Source organism: Corynebacterium sp. (assembly GCF_030826625.1).
Taxonomy (GTDB): Bacteria; Actinomycetota; Actinomycetes; order Mycobacteriales; family Mycobacteriaceae; genus Corynebacterium.
Map to the genome: position 1 here is coordinate 1 of NZ_JAPJNQ010000042.1, position 20,207 is coordinate 20,207.

Genomic DNA, 20,207 nt, shown 5'->3' on the forward strand with positions numbered 1-20,207 from the left:
ATTCTGTGGGCAGTGGGTGGTACTGCCGCTACGGGGTGAGCTACCGCGCTCTGGAGGAAATGATGACTTCAGCGGGGTGTGTCGGTTGATCACACCACGATCTACCGCTGGGTCTAGAAAACTGATTATATAACTGTGGATAAAGCAGTGGGGTCGGCTCAAAATCGTTCACCTGAAGGGGGATAACGAAGAGACCTATGAGCCTTCTCCTGATACGATTTATGTTGATCCTTCGGAAATTCCCAGTGAAGCCGTAAATGATCTCGAAGAGGACAATTAGATGGTATCCCTGCCTGGATTGCTTTTATTTGCCACTGTTATGGGGATCTTTTTTGGGGTTCCCTCTGCTCTGGTTGTTATTTATGTAAATTACTACAGTAAACATAATATAACTTTTCGAATAAGAAAATATTTCTGTGTTTTTGTGATTGCTTTTCTGGCTTATTTCAGTATCGTGATGGTCGTTGCTGATTTCCGTGTAGCTGAGATGTGGATAGCCGCCAGGGTAGCTACACCATTAGCGATTAGTCATGTGGTATTCATGAAGCTAACATTCTTGTTGTTTCAGGATGAAGAAGACTCATGATCTTCATCCTAGAGAGTGTCTGTTAGTTTGTGTGCGGGGTTTGGTTTATAAGTAATCCGAGAATCGGTCGGGGTAAGCCACCGCTGGGGATGCGAAAACTAACGCAAAACGCCCTTACTTAGGTTAGATGGCGGTCATACTCACCCCATATAAGGGGAATAAGTAAAAAGTCGAAACATTGTGTTGTAGCTTACACTCTACTGTTGTACGATGAGGTTGCTTCCTTAAAGAAGGAGCTCGCATCTTACGAATGCATTTTTGGAAGAGATGTGCAAGCTGAAATACGCGGAAAGTCTTTACTCTCCATTTTTCTGGCATTTGTTGGCGGTTTGGGTTTGGTTCCGCAGGCTGCTGCGATTAAGAAAGTCTGAGGCTAAGGGGTAAGTATGCACACAGCTATTATCATTTTTCTCTTTATCTATTCGGTAACTGTATCTTTGATGCTTGTGCGGAAAGATAAGGGGAATAAAAAGTAGCATCAATTTTTGTGCTTGAAACTTGAAGTGTCCTGGGTTTTCTTCCTAGGCATTTGCCTTAATTTCCATTATTTCTCGAGCCGGTTGTCGGCTGCAAAACTCTGCTTCAACCTCTGTTGGCGTGCGGTAGTCAAGGTTCTGATGAAGCATGGTGTCGTTCCATCAATCCACCGGTATCGCGATAAACAATGTTTCACGTGAAACATGGACTCAATCACGCGCGAATTCAGACACGAGTTCCTCAAAGTGTCGGTTAGAATCGCCTCAAACTGTCGGATGGTGAAATAGTGGTGTTGTCTCAGGACTATATTCCGCGGATAGCGGATGTTTTTGTGGAGCAGTCGTTGCGGCGCACTGGAGCCTTGTTGATTGAGGGACCGAAGGGTTGTGGCAAGACTGCGACCGCCCGTCACCATGCCGAGAGCGAAATCAAAGTAGACATCGATCCTGATGTGGAGATTTCAATGGGGGTAGATCCGGCTCTTGTATTGCAAGGGCCGACGCCGAGAGTTTTGGACGAATGGCAGGCACAACCAAAATTATGGGACGTAGTACGCCACGAAATTGATGGGCGTGGGCAGCCTGGACAATTTATTTTGACAGGATCAACCGCCCCAGCCGAAGCGGTGCAAGGCCATTCTGGAGCCGGAAGATTCTCTCGCTTAACAATGCACACCATGACACTGGCAGAATCGGGAGAATCCACTGGACAAGCTTCACTGCTCAACATGGTGAAGGGCGAGGCACCGCGCGTCGGCAAGACGGAACTAACTATCCACGATCTTGCGGCAAGGATTTGCCGAGGCGGGTGGCCAGGCTTTTTGCGTCTCAGTGTTGCGGATGCACAAGCAAACCTGCGTGATTATGTACGGACCATCGTGGAGCTCGACATTTCCACACCGGACAAGGTGAAGCGTAACCCAGCTCGGGTTCTGCGGGTAATACGATCTCTGGCTCGTGGGATTGGAACTGAAATGTCGACGACTGCAATCGCCACAGATGCTGAATTGCACAGAGAAACTGCGATTGACTACTTGGATTCTCTCGAGCGTATTTTCATCAGACAAGACCAACCGGCGTGGTCACAATCCCTGCGCTCACGTACCCCACTACGCAAAGCAGCCAAACGGCACTTTGCAGACCCAGCGTTAGCAGTTGCTGCGCTACAAAAACAGCCGGACGATCTTTTACACGACTTCGAATTTTTCGGTCAGCTTTTTGAATCGCTGGTGGTTCATGAATTACGCGCGCTGACGAACGAGCCGGTCTATCACGCTCGCCTCGGGGATGGCACCGAAGTTGATGCGATTACGACGCTCGCTGGGCGAACAGTGCTCGTGGAGATCAAACTCGGGCACCATCCCAATGTGGTCAACGGTGCAGCAGCGAGTCTGCAGAAATTCGCCGCGGTGATGCCTGAGCCAGCTGAATTGCTGGTCGTGACCGGCGGTGGAATGTCATACCGTCGGCCTGATGGCGTCAACGTCATCGCCATTGGTGCACTCGGGCGCTAGGCAGTTAAACGGACGGCTTAAAGCTCCCGCAGTGCCTAAAGCTCTCGAAGCTCCTAAATCTCGCGCAGTTCCTTCTGTAGCCGCGCACCCATCAGATCCCAGTTCCAATTCTTGACGACGTGCTCCCTGCCCGCAGCACCCATCTCTGAGCGCAGCTGCGCGTCGGCAAGCAATGTCTCTAAACCACGCACGAGACTGCTCACGCGGTGCCCATTAACCACCAGCCCCGTGGCCTCCGTGATAGTCTCTGGCGCACCGCCGGAATTGCCAGCGATCACAGGCAGCCCGCAGGCCTGGGCCTCCAAGTACACGATGCCCAGCCCCTCTACGGACAACCCGCCTGCGCGAGTGCGGGCAGGCATCGCGAAAATATCCGCAGCGGCGAGTGCGTTGTTAACGCGCACCCGGTTTTTCTGATAATCCGTGTTGTCTAGCAAAAGAGCATCCGGCGCGTATTTTTGGCGAAGCCTTTCCAGGCGCCGATACGAACGCCCGCGGCCAACCAGAATGAGTTGCAGATCCGGGAATTTCTTGCGCAGGACGGGAAACGCGCGCAACAGCTTGTCTTGGCCTTTACGCGGGACAAAACGCGAAATGCACACGATCGTCGGCGCATCCGGGGAAATCCCAAAATCCTGTTTGGCTGCGGCCTGGCGGTCGGGAGAGGCCACCGAAAAATTATCCGCGTTGACTCCGGAAGGCAGATGTACCCACCGTGGGCGGTTACCAAAAGGTTTTTCCAGCCGACGGCGGGTATACGACGAAATATAGGTCAGCACATTAGAATTGTTGCCAATCACGCGTAACGCCTGGCGCGCTCCGGGAATCATGGACCAGCCGACTTCATGGCCGTGCGTGGTGGAAATAACCTTTTTCGCCCCGGCTTTCTTCGCGGTTTTTGCCAACAATGCCAGGGGAGCGGCTGCACCAAACCACACGGTGTCGATGTCATGGGTGCGGATGATCTCGCGGAGTTTCTTCGCCGCGCGTGGCGTCGGCAGTAATAGGCGGTGTGGCCAGCGAATCACTGGGTACTGCAGCTGCGCGTCGTAGCTCTCGCAGGCGGCTTTATCCCGTATGGGCGCAAAAACAATGATCTCGTTGGGGTCCAGCAGGGAAACGAAATCCCGTAGATATGATTCAATCCCCCCGATTACCGGAGGGAAATCGTTGGTGACCAGCAGAGTCTTCGGCATGGTCTTCATTAAAACACGCCGGAATTAAATGACTTCACCGAGGTGATAGTTTTTTACTTCATTGCCATAGATGGTGCGTTCCGTGCCGTCGACATCGACGCTGTGAAACACCGAATCGTTTTCGATGGCTTCGCGCAGCATCTCGATGCGGTTACCTTGTTCACCTGGGGCAACTCCGGCGGGGAAATAATAGGTTGAGCCGTTGTCCAATTTCACTGACAGCCCTTGAACGCCCATGACAATTTCCTCCTCGTGCTATTTTGACCTCGTCCAACAACCGAAGGTGGACGCAGGCGATAGCGTTGCTAGATTTTGTATTTTCTTCTATCAGAAACACTATCGAAGCAGGCGGGCGAGCTCACGCTACGACGCTATGGCATTTATCTCTTTACGGGCACCGTACCAACGACAAAGCGCCAGGGCGTTGTGTAACGCTTCCTGGCGCCAGGGTGCTTGTCGACGTTTAAACCTCGACTACGGTTCGACTACTTCTCGTCGGAATCAGTCTTGTCAGCTGCGGACTCGCCGGAGTCAGACTTGTGTTCTTCTTTCAGCTTCTCGTCGATGGCAGCGGCCTTTTCAGCGGCGTCGGTATCGCCGTGAGCGGAAGCGCGGGTGGCTTCGGAAGCGGCTAAGTTCTCGGCAGCGCCTGCGGAGAAGTTCTTCGACAGTTGCTCGTCGATATCTGCAAGCAGCTCTTCATCTCGCTCAGCTGGGTCTTCGGCTAGCTCGCCAGCTTTCTTTTCCGCTTTAGCATTTTCTTCGGAAGCGTCTGCGTTAGGTGCTTCCAAGTCATCGTCGCTGGTCGACGAGTACACCAGCGTGCTGGTGGTATTCGAGCTGTAATCGCTGGCGCGTGGTGGCTCTTCCTGCGCACCGGAGCTGCGCTTGTTCAGCACGTACACGACCGCGCCGACGATTGCCGCGATGAGACCGGCCAGCAGGGCGTAGAAACCGAATCCACGAGAGTTAGACGTGGTCTTTTTCTGTACCTTCTTCTGGGTTTTCTTGAGCGACTTCGGCAGGTTGTCGGTGGCCTGGCTAGCCTGCTTTTGCAGGTTCTTCGCAGCCTTCTTCGCGTTCTTCTTGTCCAGCTTCTTTGCTGCCTTATCCTTGACCTTCTTGGCAGCAGCGTTGGCCTTCTTCTCGGCGCGCGACAGGCGCTTGCGGTTCTTCCGGCTCAATTGTTTATCGGCCTTCTTGCGCAGTTTCTTTGCCTGCTTTTGCACCTTCTTGGTGGCCTTCGAGAAGTTTTCACTAGCAGAATCACGCACCTGCTCGAAAGTTTCACCTGCATCGCCGTCGATCAGATCGCGGCCGGTTTCTTGCAGGGCTTCCAAGCTTTTATCCAAGCGTGCGTGGGCGGCCTTGGTGAGTTTACCGGCCTCTTTACGTGCCTCTGGGAAGTGCTTCTCGGCGCTCTTGTCGGCAGTCTTTGCAGCGCTTTCGAGGAACTCGAAGGCTTCCTGGGACTTCTTGTCGCGGTAATCTTTGAATTTTTCCCAGCCGCTGGAGCTGAGATCGCGCGCGATGCGCAGGTTGACGCTTGCAGAACTCATGGTTCGTTCACCTCGTTAATCACATGTTTGTCACTAGCTAGATAGTCCCAGGATAGTGGTTATTTGCGGTGATGTGGGAGAAAACAGCAAAAAGTAGGTGCTTTTGGAGCATCTTTCAGTATCGCTTAATGGTATTACCATAGACAGCTTGGTTCAGATTTTGCGAGCTTCTAGGAATTATATTCATCTCGATAAAACTGCATTTTTCCAGCATGAACGCCTCACGCAAAGGTAATACCTTTCGGGGTTCTTCCTTGTTAGCTGCATAAGCATTAGATTGATGCCAACACTAGACAGCTTGGTACACAATCAACACGCAATCAGCCGGAAAGGAGATGACGAGTAATGGCCCCACGCGTATCAGCCTCTGCACCATTGGATGATTCCACTGCTGACGCGGGTACAGAATCCGGACTACATGGTTTGACTGACGCTGCTTTTGGCGATTCAGCTCGTCATACTAGTTCCGAACGAACCGCACTTTCGTTCGAGGTCATCCCGCCGCGCCACGATGCCGACGAGAAAAAGATCTCAAACCTCCTGACAACGCTGGAATCGTATCGCCCAGACTATATCTCGGTCACCAGCTCACACCGCTCCGGCTGGTTGGACGGAACCGCGAAGTTCATCTCCCGCATCGATCGGGAAACCAACATGCGCACCCTGGCCCACCTCGCGTGCACCGCTGGTACCAAACAAGAAATGATCGCCTGGATTAATCGCCTGATCGATTCGGGCGTGCGCGGGTTGCTGGCATTGCGCGGCGACCTGCCCGAAGGCGATGTCGCTCTGCCTTCCGATCACCTGCAGCATGCCGACGAGCTCGTGCGACTGATCCGCGAGGTCGAAGGTCGCCAAGCAGCACGTTTTGCCGCTGGCCGGCTCGCCGTCGCCGTCGCCAGCTACCCGAACGGCCACTATCAGGCACGCACCGACGATGAAAACTTCGACGTGCTGCTATCGAAACAGCGCAGCGGAGCAGATCTGGCCATCAGTCAGCTGTTTTTCGAGGCAGAAGACTTCCTGCAATTCCGTCGCCGTGCGCAATTGGCCGGGGTGCGCATCCCGCAGATCCCCGGCATCATGCCGATCACCAGTGTGCGCCGCTTGCGTCGCATGGCGGAATTTTCCAGCCTGCCGGTGCCAGAACACCTGGTGCGTCGACTAGAAAATGCCCGGGACGAGCGCGCCGAAGGCATCGCGATCACCGCCGAACTCGTCCAGGCGATGTTGGATAACGATGTTGGCAGCCTGCACATCTACACCCACAACAATGCTGAGGTCACCGAAGAACTACTGCAAGCAGTGGGGATTCGTCCGCCAGCACCACCTGGCTAGTCCACGCTGCTAACCAAGCACAACCAAGCACAACCAAGCACTGTCAGGCACAGCCAAGCTGGCGCAGCGAAAATCCGCACAAACCAATAAACCAACAACACGAAACGTGTTACAGGATCTGTCCCAGGAAGGACAAACAAAACCATGTCGCAGACACCATTCCCAGCGAAAACCATCGAGGGCTACCCTCGCGTGGGCGCCAACCGCGAGCTTAAGCGTGCGCTCGAATCTTACTGGGCCGGACGCATCGACCGTCCTACTTTTGAATCCGCTGCACACTCGCTGCGTATTGACACCTATGCGCGCCTGAAAGATCTCGGTCTTTCCGACGATTACGCCATCCCTGCCGACGTCGCGTATTACGACCAGGTTCTGGAGACCGCTCTGACCGTCGGCGCCCTTGGCGGCGCGGCAGAAGAAGTCAGCTTGGATGAAGAATTCGTCCTTGCCCGCGGTAACGCCGATACCGCCCCGCTGGAAATGACCAAGTGGTTCGACACCAACTACCACTACATCGTCCCAGAAATCAGCGCTGAGCAGTCCTTTACCGCCCGTCCGCAGCGCCTGCTCAAGCTTGTCGACGAAGCCCGCGAGGCCGGCCACACCATCCGCCCATACCTGGTTGGTCCAGTCACCGTGCTGGCACTCTCCAAGGCTGCCGACGGCACCACCAACCCGCTGAATCGCCTGGATGACCTCGCGAAATCCTACGCACAGGTCTTCGCGGCACTGAAGGAAGCCGGCGTGGAATGGGTCCAGGTTGCAGAACCAGCCCTGGTTGCCGATCACACCGGTATCTCGGATGCCGAGCTTGCCGAGCGCGCCGGTGAAATCTGGACCGAGCTGCTGGGCAACGACAATCGCCCGCAGGTCTACCTGACCACCCCTTACGGTTCGCTGCAGGCTGGCCTGGACAAGCTGCTGGCCGCCGCCCCAGAGGCCCTCCAGGTGGATGTTTCCCGTCCTACCCAGGCACTGGATTCCAACTACCTGAACCGCATCAAAGAAGCCGTCGCTAAGTCGCCACAGACCACCCTGGTTGCTGGTGTGGTTGATGGCCGCAACGTCTGGGCCGGTGACCTCAACGCGCTGGTAGAAACTGCCGAAGAGCTCGGCGCCAAGCACGTCACCACTTCTGTGTCGCTGCAGCACGTGCCACACACCGTCGAGGCAGAAAAGAACTTGCCTGTCGACGTCGCCGGTTGGTTCTCCTTCGCAGACGAGAAGATCTCCGAGGTCGTTGCCATCGCTGCTGCCCTGGACGGCAAGCGCGACGAGGTAGAGCAGACCTTCGCCCGCTCCGAGCGCGCCCTGCGCACCCGTAAGGAATCCGAGCGCACCCACAACGACGCCGTCGCCAAGCGCGTCGCGCAGCTGCCAGAAGGCCAGGTTGCCCGCGAGCCGAAGTTCGCCGAGCGCATCAAGGTCCAGGAAGAACTGGGTCTGCCGAAGCTGCCAACCACCACCATTGGTTCGTTCCCACAGACCAAGCAGATCCGTGGTGCCCGCGCCGATCACCGCGCCGGCAAGCTCACCGACGAGCAGTACGTCGAAGAGCTGCGCGGCGAGATCGCTTCCGTGATCAAGCTGCAGGAAGACCTCGGCATCGACGTGCTGGTACACGGCGAGCCAGAGCGTAACGACATGGTGCAGTACTTCGCGGAGCTTCTCGACGGCTTCGTGGTCACCGAAAACGGTTGGGTACAGTCCTACGGTTCCCGTTGCACCCGTCCACCAATCGTCGTCGGCGATGTCTCCCGCCCAGAGGCCATGACCACCGAGTGGGCGAAGTACGCGCAGTCGCTGTCCGACAAGCACGTCAAGGGCATGCTGACTGGTCCGGTGACTATCCTGGCGTGGTCGTTCATTCGTGACGACGTCCACCAGTCCGTCTCCGCCGATCAGATCGGTGTCGCGCTTGCCGACGAAGTCGCTGACCTGGAAGACGCCGGCATCGACATCATCCAGATCGACGAGCCAGCCTTGCGCGAGCTGCTGCCACTGCGTGCTTCTGACCGCGCGGAATACCTGGACTGGGCCGTGCGTGCCTTCCGTTTGGTCTCGCTGGAGGCGAAGCCAAAGACGCAGATCCACACCCACCTGTGCTACTCCGAGTTCGGCCAGATCATCGACGCGGTTGCGGCACTGGATGCTGACGTCACCTCCATCGAGGCTGCTCGTTCCCGCATGGAGCTGCTGGAGGATCTCAACGACTCGTTCACCAGCGAAATCGGCCCAGGCATCTACGACATCCACTCGCCACGCATCCCGTCGGTCGAGGAGATGGAAGAGCTGATCCGCGCAGCGTTGAAGAACGTCGACGAGAAGCGCCTGTGGATCAACCCGGACTGTGGTTTGAAGACCCGCGGTTACGAAGAGACCGAGGAGTCGCTGCGCAACATGGTTACCGCCCGCAACAACGTGGTGGAATCGCTGAACTAATTCTGGGAGCCTAATTCTGGGGCGCGTCCTTGAGCTGCTGGGCATCATTTTCCAGCGAGCTGAGGACGCGCTCCATTTTTTCTTGCTGTTTTGTCGAACGGTGCTCTAGGTGTGGGGCTTGTTCGGCAAGGCGGGTGTTGTCGTCGCTATCAGCATCCAAAATGCCTTCGCGCAGCTGGCGGGTGCGCTCGACTTCTGCATCAATGACGACACCGAAGACCAGGCTGGTGTTAGCGATCCAGCAGCCGAAGAAAAACGTCACGATCGAGCCCAGTGCACCATAAGAATTCAACGACGATAGGTGCACGAAATACACGTATAAGCCGCCGCCGGTGAGGAAGATCAGTACCAGCGCGACGAATGCCCCAAGCGTGAAGATCCGCCACTTGGAGCGGTACGGGCGTACGTTCGGTGCATAGTAATACAGCACGGAAATAAGGCCCGCGGCCATGATCACGATGACCGGCCACCGCACCCATGCCCAGACCGGCAGGATGGCGGTGGTGAGAAATTCAATTTCTTCATAGATGCCCAGTGGCCCCGCGATGGGTTGGATCAGTGTTTCCACGACCGTGACATTGACGACGAGTGCCAAGAAGATCAGGCACACGCCCAAAATCATGGCTACGGATAACAACGCCATGGATGACCAGACGTGCAGGAGGGGACGGCCGTCGATATCGCCGTACACGCGGGTGGAAAACCTGGCGAAGGCGCGCACATAGGCGGATGAGGAGATCGCAGCTAAGACCACACCGGCGAGCAGGCCGAGTAGGTTTGTCGACGTGCTGGATAAAACAGTATCGACGGTATTGAGCACGGTTTCGGTTTGGTTGACCGGCAAGATCCCGCCCAGGAAATCCCATAGCAAGTTTTCTAGAAGCTCGCGGTTATTGGCCATGATGAGCACACTGATGCCATAAAACACCAGCAAGGTTGGGGCTAGTGCCAGCAGCGTGAAATAGGTGAGACCCGCGCCCATGTCCGGGATTTGTAGCCGGAGTGATTGCACTACGATGCGGCGGATCGTATACCACCAGCCGACACGGGTCAGTTGCGGCCGTGGCGGCGGGGTGACGGGTTCTGCGCGGTGGGCGCCGGCCATGGTGGTAGCGTCCTAACGATCTCGGGGGCTTAGGGGACCACCGTAGTGTACTGAAAAGCCACTGTGAGTGGTGGCAGCGGGGCTGTAGCGGAGTTTAATTGAGCTTGGAAGACTCGGTGGATTGGCTGCGCGTGTGACCAGCTGGTGCCCGGTCTCGTCTATAGTGGTGGGCATGAGTAAATCCACTGCCAAGGCAACTTTGCACACTAATCATGGCGATATCGTGATTGAGCTGTTCGGCAATCACGCACCAGTAACCGTCGAAAACTTCGTCGGTCTGGCCAAGGGAACCCAGGAATACTCCACCCAGAATGCACAGGGTGGCCAGGAAGGTCCGTTCTATGACGGCGCGATCTTCCACCGCATCATCGACGGATTCATGATCCAGGGCGGCGACCCAACCGGCACCGGCCGTGGCGGCCCGGGCTACCAGTTCCGCGATGAGTTCCACCCAGAGCTGTCCTTCGACCGCCCATACCTGTTGGCTATGGCGAACGCCGGCCCAGGTACCAACGGTTCGCAGTTCTTCATCACCGTCGGCAAGACCCCACACCTGACCGGTGCGCACACCATTTTCGGTGAGGTCACCGATAAGGATTCGCAGAAGGTCGTCGACAAGATCGCTAAGGTCTCGACTGATCGCATGGATCGTCCGCATGACGACGTTGTCATCGAGTCCGTGGAGATTTCCGAGGAAGCATAAAATGCTTGAGCAGTTGAAGCTCTAGCTTCTTGACTGCTTTTCACTTCGTTACCCGGAGCTGACACACAATTATCGTGTGTTCGCTCCGGGTTTTTCTATTGTGCACCAGCTGGGCGTGGTGCATGCAGCGCTGGGGGGGCGAACTGGGGATTGTGGATAACTCACCTGTTATTCACGGAGTTATCCACCGACGAATACTGTGAAGAAACCACCGAAAGTTATCCACAAGTCTTGTGGATAATGTGGAAAACTATGCTTGTAATTTAAAACCTCAAGTTTCACTTTAGTGTCATTTATGCAGCTAACACCCCGGATTCGTAGAATTTCTTCCACGGTTTTGTTCACAGGCCGTGAAAAACTGCTTTGTTGATTGTTCACAATCCACGTTTTTCACAAATTACTCCACACCCTGTGGATAACTTTGTCGACAACTTGTGGGTTACGAGATGAAAAATCCCCATAGTTATCCACAACAATTCACAAGTTGTGGACACTATGGGGAGGTGGCAATTAGGTGCTGTTATTTTAGATCCTGTTATGCAGTGCTTTATGCAGTGCTGTGCAGCATGACTGCCTAGATATCGCTAGTCTGTGCACAACCGATGGAGAATTCCTCGTTACGCTCCGGGTTTTCTGGGTATTCCAGCGCCATGCGGGAATAAATCCGCGCGTTATAACCGCATTCTTCGCGGCTATCCAAGGTCAGACGCACGGGGAAGGTTTCGAATTCACCATCGGCGCAGAGCGGGTCACAATTATTGATCCACGCGGTACCGGTGGCAGTAGCGGCCTCGCCACCCCAGTTTTCCCACTCAAGATCTTCCACATAATAGTTATTATCTGCACACGCGGTAGAAATCATTTCCGGGCCTTCCAACCCGGTCACGTGAACACAATCCACGATTGCGGTGACAGCAATCTCTGTGGTGATTTCTGGGCCGACCAGCCCATGTACGCGCACCAACTGACCAGTCGCCGGAATAACCGAAAAACTCAGCTGATCCACATCACGGATCACGGTGACGATCTCGTCGTCGCCACCGGTGGTTGATTGTTCCACCCCAGCTAGATCATTACCGTCGAGTGAAGCCATGAGTTCATACAGAACTTTTTGCTGTTCGCTCGACAACGCTGGGTGCAGCAATAGTTTCAGAACACCACGGGCGGTGGCATCATCCAAAGAATCGGCAAGAGCGCGCAAACTCTCGGTATCGGCACCGGTGGCTTGCAGTTGTACCGGATCTACAGATAAATCGCGGTCTATGTTGTGCAGGGCGGCGGGCACATTATTACTTTGTATCGTGGTGGTGCGTACCTCGCCAGCCGTAGAGACTTCATAAGAGGTGGAAATGAATTCTTCACCCAGCCGGTCAGTGCGTTCCAGGTATTCCTGTGCAGTGACGGCGATATCGGTGGCATCGGCGGCGTGCAGTGAAGATTCACCAGCTGTGTGCAGGATTTCTTCAGCCGTGGCGATGGTTTCCTGCCCGTTGAACAGAGACGGTAAGACGCCTGTGCCCAGCGTGATTGCGCTGACTGCAGCTGCAGCGCCCACTAACCAGCGCCCGCGGTGGCTGCGGTGTTTTTGCGGCCCAGCGAGCTCGGCTGGCTCGTCGCCAAGAATTGCCTGCAGGTGTTTCTCGCTACGGCGTTTTTCCAGCTCGGTCAGCTCAGGCTCGCGTACCGGGTTGGCCTCGGCGAGTTGCCGGGTGAGCTCATCATCAAAGTGTGTCATTACGACCGACCTAAGTTTTGTGGTTCCAGCGCTTCTTTGAGTTTTGTACGCGCACGGTGCAGTTTCACCCGGGCGTTGTTTTCGGTGATGCCTAAACTGTCTGCGATATCGGCGATGTCTAGTTGCTCCCACGCGTGCAAGGTGATGATCTCGCGGTCACCATAAGCAAGAGTGTTCAGCGCGCGGTTGATATCCAGCGACAAATCCGCAACCTGACTGAAGTCGTCGGCAGCAATCTGATCAAGCTCAGCATCTTCTTCCACATGGTCCTGGTGCGAGGACTTGCTGCGGTAATACTCCTTGACCACATTGCCGGCGATGCCATAAAGCCAGGGCAGCGGCCGGTCCGGGGTGAGCAGCGAGGCAAAATTTGCCCAGGCGCGCCCGAATACCTCTGCGCAGTATTCCTCGGCGGCGTCTACCGCGATGCGACGGCGAAGGTAGGCCAAAATCTGCGGGTAGTGCTCCCGATAGATGATAGTGAAGTTCGTCCGGCTATTATCCGGACGAGTATCGCTGGTCACAAACAATTCCTACTGCGCGAATCAAGCAAAACGAAACAGGGCAAATATCTGCCGGGCGTGCTTAGTTGATGGCAACGGTGTCGCTGACACCCGATGAGCAGGTGATGGTGGCAGTGGCGTCCTCGTCAGCGAAATCAGCTGGCAAAGTGACAAAGCCAATGAGCTTGCCGACGTCCGCACCTGGGGACATCACGGTTGATTCACCGAAGCTGGTCTCCAGCTCCGCGCGTACATCCTGGCCTGGGCAGGTAGCGGCGATCAAGAGTTCTTCGCCTGGCTGAACGATGCCGTCGACGGTGACATCCAAGTTCTCGCCAACAACCTCGAAGGCGTTTTCACTGAATGGTGCCTGTGCGGAGGTCGCGAGCGCGATACCGCCGCCAGCGACAGCGATGGAGCCGATGATTCCGGCGGTGATTGCGGTGCCACGAGTTTTCATGTTTTCTCCTTAACTCACGGGCTTGAATTCCTTACGTCTAGATTGTGTAAGCAAGCCCGGAATTATTACACGAGGAGCTAAAAAATTTTTTCTCGTAATGTTTTCGCTGGCAGCCGCGATAATTGAGCCAGTTGAGGTGGCGGTGCTGGTGCTATCCGATGAGCGCCAGCGTTTAGTGCCAGAGTTTAGCGCCAACCCATGGTCATTAACAGACCGATGATGAATAGTCCGAAGCCAATGCCATAGTTCCATGCCTGCAGGTCACGCATGACTGGAATGGATGGGCCAGCCAAATAGTTGACCACCAGGTAGAGCAGGCCGGCGAGGATGAAAAAGAACATCAGGGCCTTGTACCACACTGGGGTGCCACTGGTGTTGATTTTGACCGGGGTGCGGCTAGCGCTCGAAGACTGGCCGGAAAACTGGTTATTAGATTGTGAGACCTTTGCCTTAGGCATGATGCACCTTCATCGAAATTGTGGTTGGGGACGGTCAGCGTACAGTGTGTGGCGCGCCGGGCAGCTGCCGCGGCGACCTGCTTAGTGACGACCTGTTTAGTTTAGTGTTGACTAGTTTAACAGCGCCGCACCCCAGGCGGGAGGGTACGACGCTGCTAACTTACGACGAACTAGTCACTGATGTGCGAAGCCGCACGAGCGTGAAAGTTGTCTGCTTAGGCTGCTTAAGGCACCAGTGCGCGCAGATTGAATTCGTAATACCGCACGGTGACCTCTTGATCGCGGCGGATCGTTTCTCCTGGTGCCGGCGCAGTCACAGCGACCAAGCCCTGATCGGTGATGGCTCCAGTATCGACCGGTTCGCCAGGCACAAATTTCGCGTCGCTGCCTTCCCATCCGGCATCACGCAGAGCAGTCAACGCCTGGTTGCGGTTCTTGCGGGTAATATCCGGCATCTTGATCAATGCACCGTTGGAAATCTCGACGCGCACGTCGGAGCCTTCCGGACGCATCGCACCAGCATCAACCACTTGCAAGACGCGATCAGCTGGCTCTAGGGAGTCCACGTAATGCGGTTTCGGTACAAAGCCCAAAGACTCCAGGGTATCGCGGGCTTGGTTCCAGTTCATGCCGGTCAACGTCGGCACACGAACGTCGACAATTTCTTTGCCCAGCGAGATGGTCACGCGCACCTTCGAACCCTTCGGCAAGCTAGCACCTGCGGCAGGCTCGTGGCGGGTGATCCGTCCCTGTTCGACAGAATCAGAGAATTCTTCGTCGACATCTGGTTCCAATTCCAGTCCGGCCTCAGCCAACGCGGCCGATGCCTCCTGTGGGGTCAGGTTCGCCAGCCGCGGAACCTGGGTGTCTTCTTTACCGGTAGAAACCGTCACCGTCACCGTCGTATTGCGCTGTAGCTGCGAGCCCACGGACGGGTTCGTGCGCACCACGTGATGCTCGGGAACCTCCGGATCGGGAGCATCGACGATTTCGGGACGCAGGCCAACTTCTTCCAATTTGGCAATGGCCTCGTTGCGTTCCATACCCACGATATTCGGCAGCGAGACGGTCTCAGACTGGGCGGCGTTGTCTGCTTGTCGACGGGAATCGCCGTCGTTACGCACGCTCCAGGCATAGCCGAGGCCGATCACCAGCAATGCCACCACGATAAAAGCGATTAACCAACGGAAGTTATTTGAGCGCTTCGACGTCGTCGCAGTTGGGTGTGCTGCGTGTGCGCCGGGGGCACCAGCTGGAGCTGCACCGGTTGCGGCATGGGCACCTCCTGCAGCACCCGTCGCACTCATTCCGGCCAACGCTGTTGCCGGGTAATTCTGTGCCGGGTAATTCTGCGCTGGGTAATTCTGTGCTGGGGCTACGGTGCGTGTTGCTGGGTAGCTCTCCACCGTCTGGGTAGGAAACTGTTCTTGGGATGGAGCCACGTGTGCACGGGCTGCCTGGGTGACCGAACCACGTGAGAGCAATTCGAGGTCTTGGCCCATTTCGGCAGCCGACTGGTAGCGATCGCCGGGGTGTTTCGCCATCGACGTCATCACCACGGCATCGACGTTGAGCAAAGCCGTGGGGGAAAGATCCACCTCGGGCATGCGCTCCGACGGTGGGGTGACATCTTCTTGCACGTGCTGATAAGCCACTGCAAACGGGGTTTCGCCCTGGAACGGGGTGGCTCCGGTGATGGTCTCATAGAGCACGCAACCCAGCGCATACACATCGGAGCGGGCATCCGCGTTTTTCCCGCGGGCTTGTTCCGGCGAAAGGTACTGCGCAGTACCAATGACCGCGGAAGTTTGCGTCATCGCTGAGGTGGAATCGTCCAAAGCGCGGGCGATACCGAAGTCCATCACCTTCACCATGCCGGTGTTGGTGAGCATGATATTGGCTGGCTTAATGTCGCGGTGGATAATGCCAGCATCGTGGCTGGCCTGCAGCGCAGAGCACACCGGTTGCAAAATTTCGGCGGCTTCCTGCGGGCTCATCGGTCCGTCGTTACGCAAGATATCCCGCAGTGTGTTGCCATGGATGCGCTCCATGACGATATACGGAATGCCAATACCGTCGATGGTTTCTTCGCCGGTATCGTAGACCGCCACGATGTTCGGGTGGTTCAACTTCGACGAGTTTCGTGCCTCCCGACGGAAACGTTCGCGGAAGTTCATATCCCGCGCCATTTCGGAACGCAGCATTTTTACCGCGACATCACGGCCCAACAAAGTGTCCTGTGCAGCGTACACGTCGGACATGCCACCGCTACCGATGGTCTCGCCGAGTTCATAACGCTGCGCCAAGCTGTGATTCATGTTTATTCCGTCTCCTGCTCGGCCGCGCCTACTGGGCGGGATCCACCGGATTGCTGGTTGGCTCCGGCATTACCTTGCTGTCCGTATTGTCCACCTTGCCCGGCGTGGTTCTGCCCAGACTGGCGTTGCCCAGACTGGCCTTGCCCGGATTGGCGTTGCCCAGGCTGGACCTGACCGAACTGGCCGTGACCGTGGCCTTGCCCGAACTGGCCTTGCCCGAACTGGCCCTGCTCAAAACCTTGTTGACTGTTTCCGTTACTGCGGTGACCAGTGCCAGAAGTCGCATCGGCGGTGTCTTGTTCAGCACCGGAACCAGTACCAGTACCAGCGCCAGCACCGTTATTGCCGGAATTAGCTCCGCCATTGCCACCGTTGCCTGGCTGAGCACCTTGCGGCTGTTGGTTGGGAGCCTGCGGCGCATTGCCCTCGCCGCCACCTTGCCCGGTACCAGCGCCCTGGCCACCGCCAGTGCCAGAACCACCACCAGTACCTTGGCCGCCGCCAGAACCGGAGCCCTGGCCAGACCCAGAACCACCGCGGTTTGCAGGCGGATCAACCCATTCGGTCACGATGACCGGCTCAGTCTCGCTTGGTTGTGTCGACGATGCCGGGGTGCGGTCCAAGATTCCATCCAGCGCGTTGCTGTAGGTCGCCATAAACCACAAAGCGAGCGCGGCAACACCGGCGATGACCACGGCAACGAACATGCCACAACCAAAACCAGCCCCGGCACCCGAATTTTTCGGTTGGTGCACCGGCTGAATCGGCGCGGGTGCGGGCGCAGGGGCAGCCTGCCCAGCACCGGTATAAGGCTGGCCCATGGCAGTTTGTTGCACGTGCCCCATGTGCCCCGCCGGAGCCGGCACCGGCTGCGGAGTGCGCGGACGCGCATTCGACGGGCTGGCAGTACGCGCATTGGTGACCTGGCTAAGCTGCTGCGTAGAAGCCGAAGGTGCCGGCTCCTGGGCAACCGTTGCCAAAGCCGCAGACTTCGGTGCCGGTGGCCGCTGGCCCAAGCGGACCTTGGAAGCGGCCACGGCGAACTCATTGCCATCAGCGAAACGGGTATAAGCATCTTTGCGCAACGCAATCCCGATCAATTCGCGCGCCGGGGCGCTGATCTGCGTCGACAAGGCGACAGGTGCCTGATTGATATGGGCGAGTGCCACCGAGACTGAAGAATCGCCCTGGAATGGGCGTTTGCCCGCTAGCATTTCGTAGCCGACGACACCCAGCGAATACACGTCAGAAGCTGGGGTGACCGCATGCCCTTGGGCTTGTTCCGGGGAGACATACTGCGCGGTACCGACCACCATGCCGGTGCGGGTCAGTGGGACCGCCTCGGCGGCTTTGGCGATACCGAAGTCAGCGATTTTCACCTGACCGTTTTGCGTGATCAGCAGGTTGCCGGGTTTGATATCGCGGTGCACCAAGCCCATGCGGTGGATAATCGACAACCCGTGTGCGGCTTGTTCCAGCACGTCGAGCGCAAGAGATTCATCCAGCTTTCCTTCGCGCTGCAACAGATCGGCCAGCGATTCACCGCGGATATATTCCATGACGATGAAGCAGAACGTGTGGCCGTTGGATTCGGTGACTTCCGCATAATCGTAGGTCGCGACGACGTTGTCGGATTCGATGGAACGAGCAGCATCGGCTTCGTTGCGGAAGCGATCCAAAAACTCGTCGTTATCGGAAAATTCCGGGCGCAGAATTTTGATGGCCACTTCGCGATCGTTTGCGTGATCGTCGGCAAGCCACACCGTGGACATGCCACCGTGGCCAATCACCCACTGCAGCTCGTAGGCGTCGCCAACCAATGCCTGAATATTTTCGCGGTTGTTCACGTCAGCCATAAATTATTGCCCCCTACCAAAGTCCAGCAGAGCCCGGCCCAGTGGTGCGGCTACAGAGCCACCGGTGGCACCCGCGCCTTGACCGCCACCATTCTTGACGACGACAGCCACAGCCAGATCGGCATCCGGCAGGTAAGCGACGTACCAGGTGTGCGGGGCGGAACCTTCTGCGTGTTCTGCGGTACCAGTCTTGGACGCGATATCGCCTGCAGAAGCACCGATGGTGTGAGCTTCAGAAGCGCGCATCATCTCTTCGATGGTAGCTGCGGTTTCGGCAGGGACCGCTTGGTTGAGCGAATGCGGCTTGGTGGTTTTGATATCGCGCAGGTTGGTGCTGGTGATCTTGTCGACGATATACGGCTGCATGCGCTCGCCGTCGTTGGCGATCGTTGCGGCCATCACGGCTGCATGCAGCGCAGACATGGTGACGTCGCGCTGGCCAATCGAAGACTGTCCCAACGCGGCTTCATCTGGCAGGTCACCCAGCGCACCAGGGGAGGTAGGGATGCCCAGATCGTAGTTTTCGCCGATGCCGAAGGCGTGGGCGGTGTTGCGCATGGCTTCATCGCCGACGGCGATGCCCATTTCTACGAAGGCCGTGTTGCAGGAGTACTGGAAAGCGGTCAGCAACGAGACCGCATCCGAGCCCGCACAGGCCTCACCAGCGTAGTTCGTCAATTCGGTGGTGGTATTCGGCAGCGTGATTGCTGGCGCACCCGTGAGTGTTGATCCTGGCCCGTAGCCCGCTTCGATGCCGGCGGCGGTGGTGATGATCTTGAAGATCGATCCCGGCGGCAGGGTTTCTTGGGTGGCGTGGTTGAGCAATGGGTTGCCGTCGGTGCTGGTCAACTCTGCCCAGGCATCTTGGGCGCCGTCGCCAAGCAGGGCGTTTTGGTCGAAGCTTGGCGACGAGGCCATGGCTTTGACAGCGCCCGTCGACGGCTGAATCGCCACGGTGGCACCCTGGTAGCCCAGCTCTGTCAGCTGCTGGTACGCGAACTGCTGCATCTCCGGGTCGATGGTCAGTTCCAGGTTGGCGCCGTGAGGCTGCTTGCCGGTGATCACATCGCGCCAGTTGGTCGATAGCAATGAAGAATCCGTGCCGTTGAGGATGTCGTTGTGGGATTGTTCAAGCTGCGACGCACCGAACTGATCCGAGAGGTAGCCGACGATATTGCTGAATGCCGGCGGATTGGCTGGGTAGTTGCGCGAATAGGTCTCATCCGCATTCGGCAACGACTCGGCTAATACCTGACCACCGGCAGAGATCTGACCACGTGCGATGGTCTGCGAATCATAGAATCCGCGTTGGTTTGCCGGGTGGTTGGCGTACTTATCTTCCTGGAATGCCTGCACGATGGTCAGGTTGATCAGCAAGATGATGGTCAAAATAATCGCGAAAATAGCGACTAGGCGAATAGAACGGTTCATCGTTTCGCCCCCTGTTGCATGTTGAACACGCCGGTGTGCTCCATTCCTGGAGCAGCGGCCGGGTTGAAACCGTCAGCAGCGCCTGCGCCGACACCGTCATTGTGTTCGCGGTTTCCGGTGGATTCTTCAGCTGGACGACGTGCAGCGTTGGAAATGCGCAAGAGCAGCGCGAGTAACACATAGTTTGCCATCAACGACGAACCACCAGCGGACATGAATGGTGTGGTCAGGCCAGTCATCGGAAGCAGGGCAGTGATGCCGCCGACGACGACGAAAACCTGGATGGCCATCGTCAGCGACAAACCTGCGGCTAATAATTTGCCGTAGGAATCGCGGACTTTCAGCGAGGCGTTGAAACCACGCGAGACCAGCAGTGCGAACAAGATCAGCACGCCAGCGAGACCAACCAGGCCGAGCTCTTCACCAATGGCTGCGAGGATGAAGTCCGTCCAGACCACCGGGATGATGTCTGGGTGTCCTTCGCCCAAACCAGTGCCGGTAACTCCACCCCAGGACATGCCGAATAG

17 protein-coding genes and 1 pseudogene are annotated in these 20,207 nt (G+C 56.8%); 6 read left to right on the forward strand and 12 right to left on the reverse strand.

The window, feature by feature from the left end; translation table 11 throughout:
- The 3 genes and pseudogenes from RCH87_RS06505 to RCH87_RS06515 all read left to right on the forward strand — a co-directional run.
- Nucleotides 1-114 (forward strand): annotated as a pseudogene (locus RCH87_RS06505) (IS6 family transposase); the annotation flags it as partial.
- Nucleotides 115-280: 166 nt separating this feature from the next.
- Entirely contained in the window at nt 281-586 is a 306-nt protein-coding gene (locus RCH87_RS06510) for a hypothetical protein (RefSeq protein ID WP_049168107.1), read from the forward strand.
- A gap of 763 nt (nt 587-1,349) precedes the next feature.
- Nucleotides 1,350-2,576: an ATP-binding protein gene (locus tag RCH87_RS06515; protein ID WP_306515907.1), complete on the forward strand. Its 1,227-nt coding sequence runs from the start codon at nt 1,350-1,352 to the stop codon at nt 2,574-2,576.
- 53 nt (nt 2,577-2,629) lie between these two features.
- On the opposite strand, the gene RCH87_RS06520 is transcribed toward RCH87_RS06515, so the two are convergent.
- From RCH87_RS06520 to RCH87_RS06530, 3 genes are all read right to left on the reverse strand, one after another.
- Nucleotides 2,630-3,772: a glycosyltransferase family 4 protein gene (locus RCH87_RS06520; protein ID WP_306515908.1), complete on the reverse strand. Its 1,143-nt coding sequence runs from the start codon at nt 3,770-3,772 to the stop codon at nt 2,630-2,632.
- Between the two features lie 24 nt (nt 3,773-3,796).
- Nucleotides 3,797-4,009 (reverse strand): hypothetical protein, encoded by a 213-nt coding sequence (locus RCH87_RS06525; RefSeq protein WP_284595109.1) that lies wholly within the window; start codon nt 4,007-4,009, stop codon nt 3,797-3,799.
- A gap of 248 nt (nt 4,010-4,257) precedes the next feature.
- Nucleotides 4,258-5,331 carry a hypothetical protein gene (locus RCH87_RS06530; RefSeq protein ID WP_306515909.1) on the reverse strand — a complete coding sequence of 358 codons (1,074 nt, stop codon included), beginning with the start codon at nt 5,329-5,331 and terminating at the stop codon, nt 4,258-4,260.
- A gap of 345 nt (nt 5,332-5,676) precedes the next feature.
- On the opposite strand from RCH87_RS06530, the gene RCH87_RS06535 reads away from it, so the two are divergent.
- The gene (locus RCH87_RS06535) at nt 5,677-6,669 is read left to right on the forward strand and encodes a methylenetetrahydrofolate reductase (protein ID WP_306515910.1); all 993 of its coding nucleotides are present in this window, start codon (nt 5,677-5,679) and stop codon (nt 6,667-6,669) included.
- Between the two features lie 144 nt (nt 6,670-6,813).
- Nucleotides 6,814-9,111: a 5-methyltetrahydropteroyltriglutamate--homocysteine S-methyltransferase gene (gene metE / locus RCH87_RS06540; protein WP_306515911.1), complete on the forward strand. Its 2,298-nt coding sequence runs from the start codon at nt 6,814-6,816 to the stop codon at nt 9,109-9,111.
- 10 nt (nt 9,112-9,121) lie between these two features.
- Here the strand turns inward: metE and RCH87_RS06545 are convergent, their stop codons facing one another.
- Nucleotides 9,122-10,216, reverse strand: a complete 1,095-nt coding sequence (locus RCH87_RS06545; RefSeq protein ID WP_306515912.1) for a YihY/virulence factor BrkB family protein — start codon at nt 10,214-10,216, stop codon at nt 9,122-9,124.
- Nucleotides 10,217-10,388: 172 nt separating this feature from the next.
- Here RCH87_RS06545 and RCH87_RS06550 point away from each other — a divergent pair, with 172 nt between their 5' ends.
- On the forward strand, nt 10,389-10,919 hold the full coding sequence (locus tag RCH87_RS06550; protein ID WP_023018627.1) for a peptidylprolyl isomerase: 531 nt from the start codon (nt 10,389-10,391) through the stop codon (nt 10,917-10,919).
- A 574-nt stretch (nt 10,920-11,493) separates the two neighbouring features.
- Here RCH87_RS06550 and RCH87_RS06555 read toward each other — a convergent pair.
- From RCH87_RS06555 to RCH87_RS06590, 8 genes are all read right to left on the reverse strand, one after another.
- Nucleotides 11,494-12,654, reverse strand: a complete 1,161-nt coding sequence (locus RCH87_RS06555; protein ID WP_306515913.1) for a hypothetical protein — start codon at nt 12,652-12,654, stop codon at nt 11,494-11,496.
- Nucleotides 12,654-13,178, reverse strand: coding sequence for an RNA polymerase sigma factor (locus RCH87_RS06560; protein ID WP_306515914.1), 525 nt, complete (start codon nt 13,176-13,178; stop codon nt 12,654-12,656). The genes RCH87_RS06555 and RCH87_RS06560 overlap by 1 nt, the downstream gene beginning before the upstream one ends.
- A 61-nt stretch (nt 13,179-13,239) precedes the next feature.
- Nucleotides 13,240-13,617: a hypothetical protein gene (locus tag RCH87_RS06565; protein ID WP_306515915.1), complete on the reverse strand. Its 378-nt coding sequence runs from the start codon at nt 13,615-13,617 to the stop codon at nt 13,240-13,242.
- Nucleotides 13,618-13,802: 185 nt separating this feature from the next.
- Nucleotides 13,803-14,075: a cell division protein CrgA gene (gene crgA, locus RCH87_RS06570; protein WP_306515916.1), complete on the reverse strand. Its 273-nt coding sequence runs from the start codon at nt 14,073-14,075 to the stop codon at nt 13,803-13,805.
- Between the two features lie 224 nt (nt 14,076-14,299).
- A complete protein-coding gene (pknB, locus tag RCH87_RS06575; protein ID WP_306515917.1) occupies nt 14,300-16,393 on the reverse strand; it encodes a Stk1 family PASTA domain-containing Ser/Thr kinase in 2,094 nt (697 codons plus the stop codon).
- 2 nt (nt 16,394-16,395) lie between these two features.
- Nucleotides 16,396-18,249, reverse strand: a complete 1,854-nt coding sequence (locus tag RCH87_RS06580; protein WP_306515918.1) for a serine/threonine-protein kinase — start codon at nt 18,247-18,249, stop codon at nt 16,396-16,398.
- A gap of 3 nt (nt 18,250-18,252) precedes the next feature.
- The gene (locus RCH87_RS06585) at nt 18,253-19,680 is read right to left on the reverse strand and encodes a penicillin-binding transpeptidase domain-containing protein (RefSeq protein WP_306515919.1); all 1,428 of its coding nucleotides are present in this window, start codon (nt 19,678-19,680) and stop codon (nt 18,253-18,255) included.
- Nucleotides 19,677-20,207: FtsW/RodA/SpoVE family cell cycle protein (locus RCH87_RS06590; protein ID WP_306515920.1), on the reverse strand; the 531-nt coding region annotated here is incomplete at its 5' end. The genes RCH87_RS06590 and RCH87_RS06585, both read right to left, overlap by 4 nt.

Excerpts from the sequence above, each read along its gene's own strand:
- RCH87_RS06510 (WP_049168107.1), top strand. The coding sequence starts at position 281 with ATGGTATCCCTGCCTGGATTGCTTTTATTTGCCACTGTTATGGGGATC.
- RCH87_RS06520 (WP_306515908.1), bottom strand. The coding sequence starts at position 3,772 with ATGCCGAAGACTCTGCTGGTCACCAACGATTTCCCTCCGGTAATCGGG.
- RCH87_RS06525 (WP_284595109.1), bottom strand. The coding sequence starts at position 4,009 with ATGGGCGTTCAAGGGCTGTCAGTGAAATTGGACAACGGCTCAACCTAT.
- RCH87_RS06530 (WP_306515909.1), bottom strand. The coding sequence starts at position 5,331 with ATGAGTTCTGCAAGCGTCAACCTGCGCATCGCGCGCGATCTCAGCTCC.
- RCH87_RS06535 (WP_306515910.1), top strand. The coding sequence starts at position 5,677 with ATGGCCCCACGCGTATCAGCCTCTGCACCATTGGATGATTCCACTGCT.
- metE (WP_306515911.1), top strand. The coding sequence starts at position 6,814 with ATGTCGCAGACACCATTCCCAGCGAAAACCATCGAGGGCTACCCTCGC.
- RCH87_RS06545 (WP_306515912.1), bottom strand. The coding sequence starts at position 10,216 with ATGGCCGGCGCCCACCGCGCAGAACCCGTCACCCCGCCGCCACGGCCG.
- RCH87_RS06550 (WP_023018627.1), top strand. The coding sequence starts at position 10,389 with ATGAGTAAATCCACTGCCAAGGCAACTTTGCACACTAATCATGGCGAT.
- RCH87_RS06555 (WP_306515913.1), bottom strand. The coding sequence starts at position 12,654 with ATGACACACTTTGATGATGAGCTCACCCGGCAACTCGCCGAGGCCAAC.
- RCH87_RS06565 (WP_306515915.1), bottom strand. The coding sequence starts at position 13,617 with ATGAAAACTCGTGGCACCGCAATCACCGCCGGAATCATCGGCTCCATC.
- crgA (WP_306515916.1), bottom strand. The coding sequence starts at position 14,075 with ATGCCTAAGGCAAAGGTCTCACAATCTAATAACCAGTTTTCCGGCCAG.
- pknB (WP_306515917.1), bottom strand. The coding sequence starts at position 16,393 with ATGAATCACAGCTTGGCGCAGCGTTATGAACTCGGCGAGACCATCGGT.
- RCH87_RS06580 (WP_306515918.1), bottom strand. The coding sequence starts at position 18,249 with ATGGCTGACGTGAACAACCGCGAAAATATTCAGGCATTGGTTGGCGAC.
- RCH87_RS06585 (WP_306515919.1), bottom strand. The coding sequence starts at position 19,680 with ATGAACCGTTCTATTCGCCTAGTCGCTATTTTCGCGATTATTTTGACC.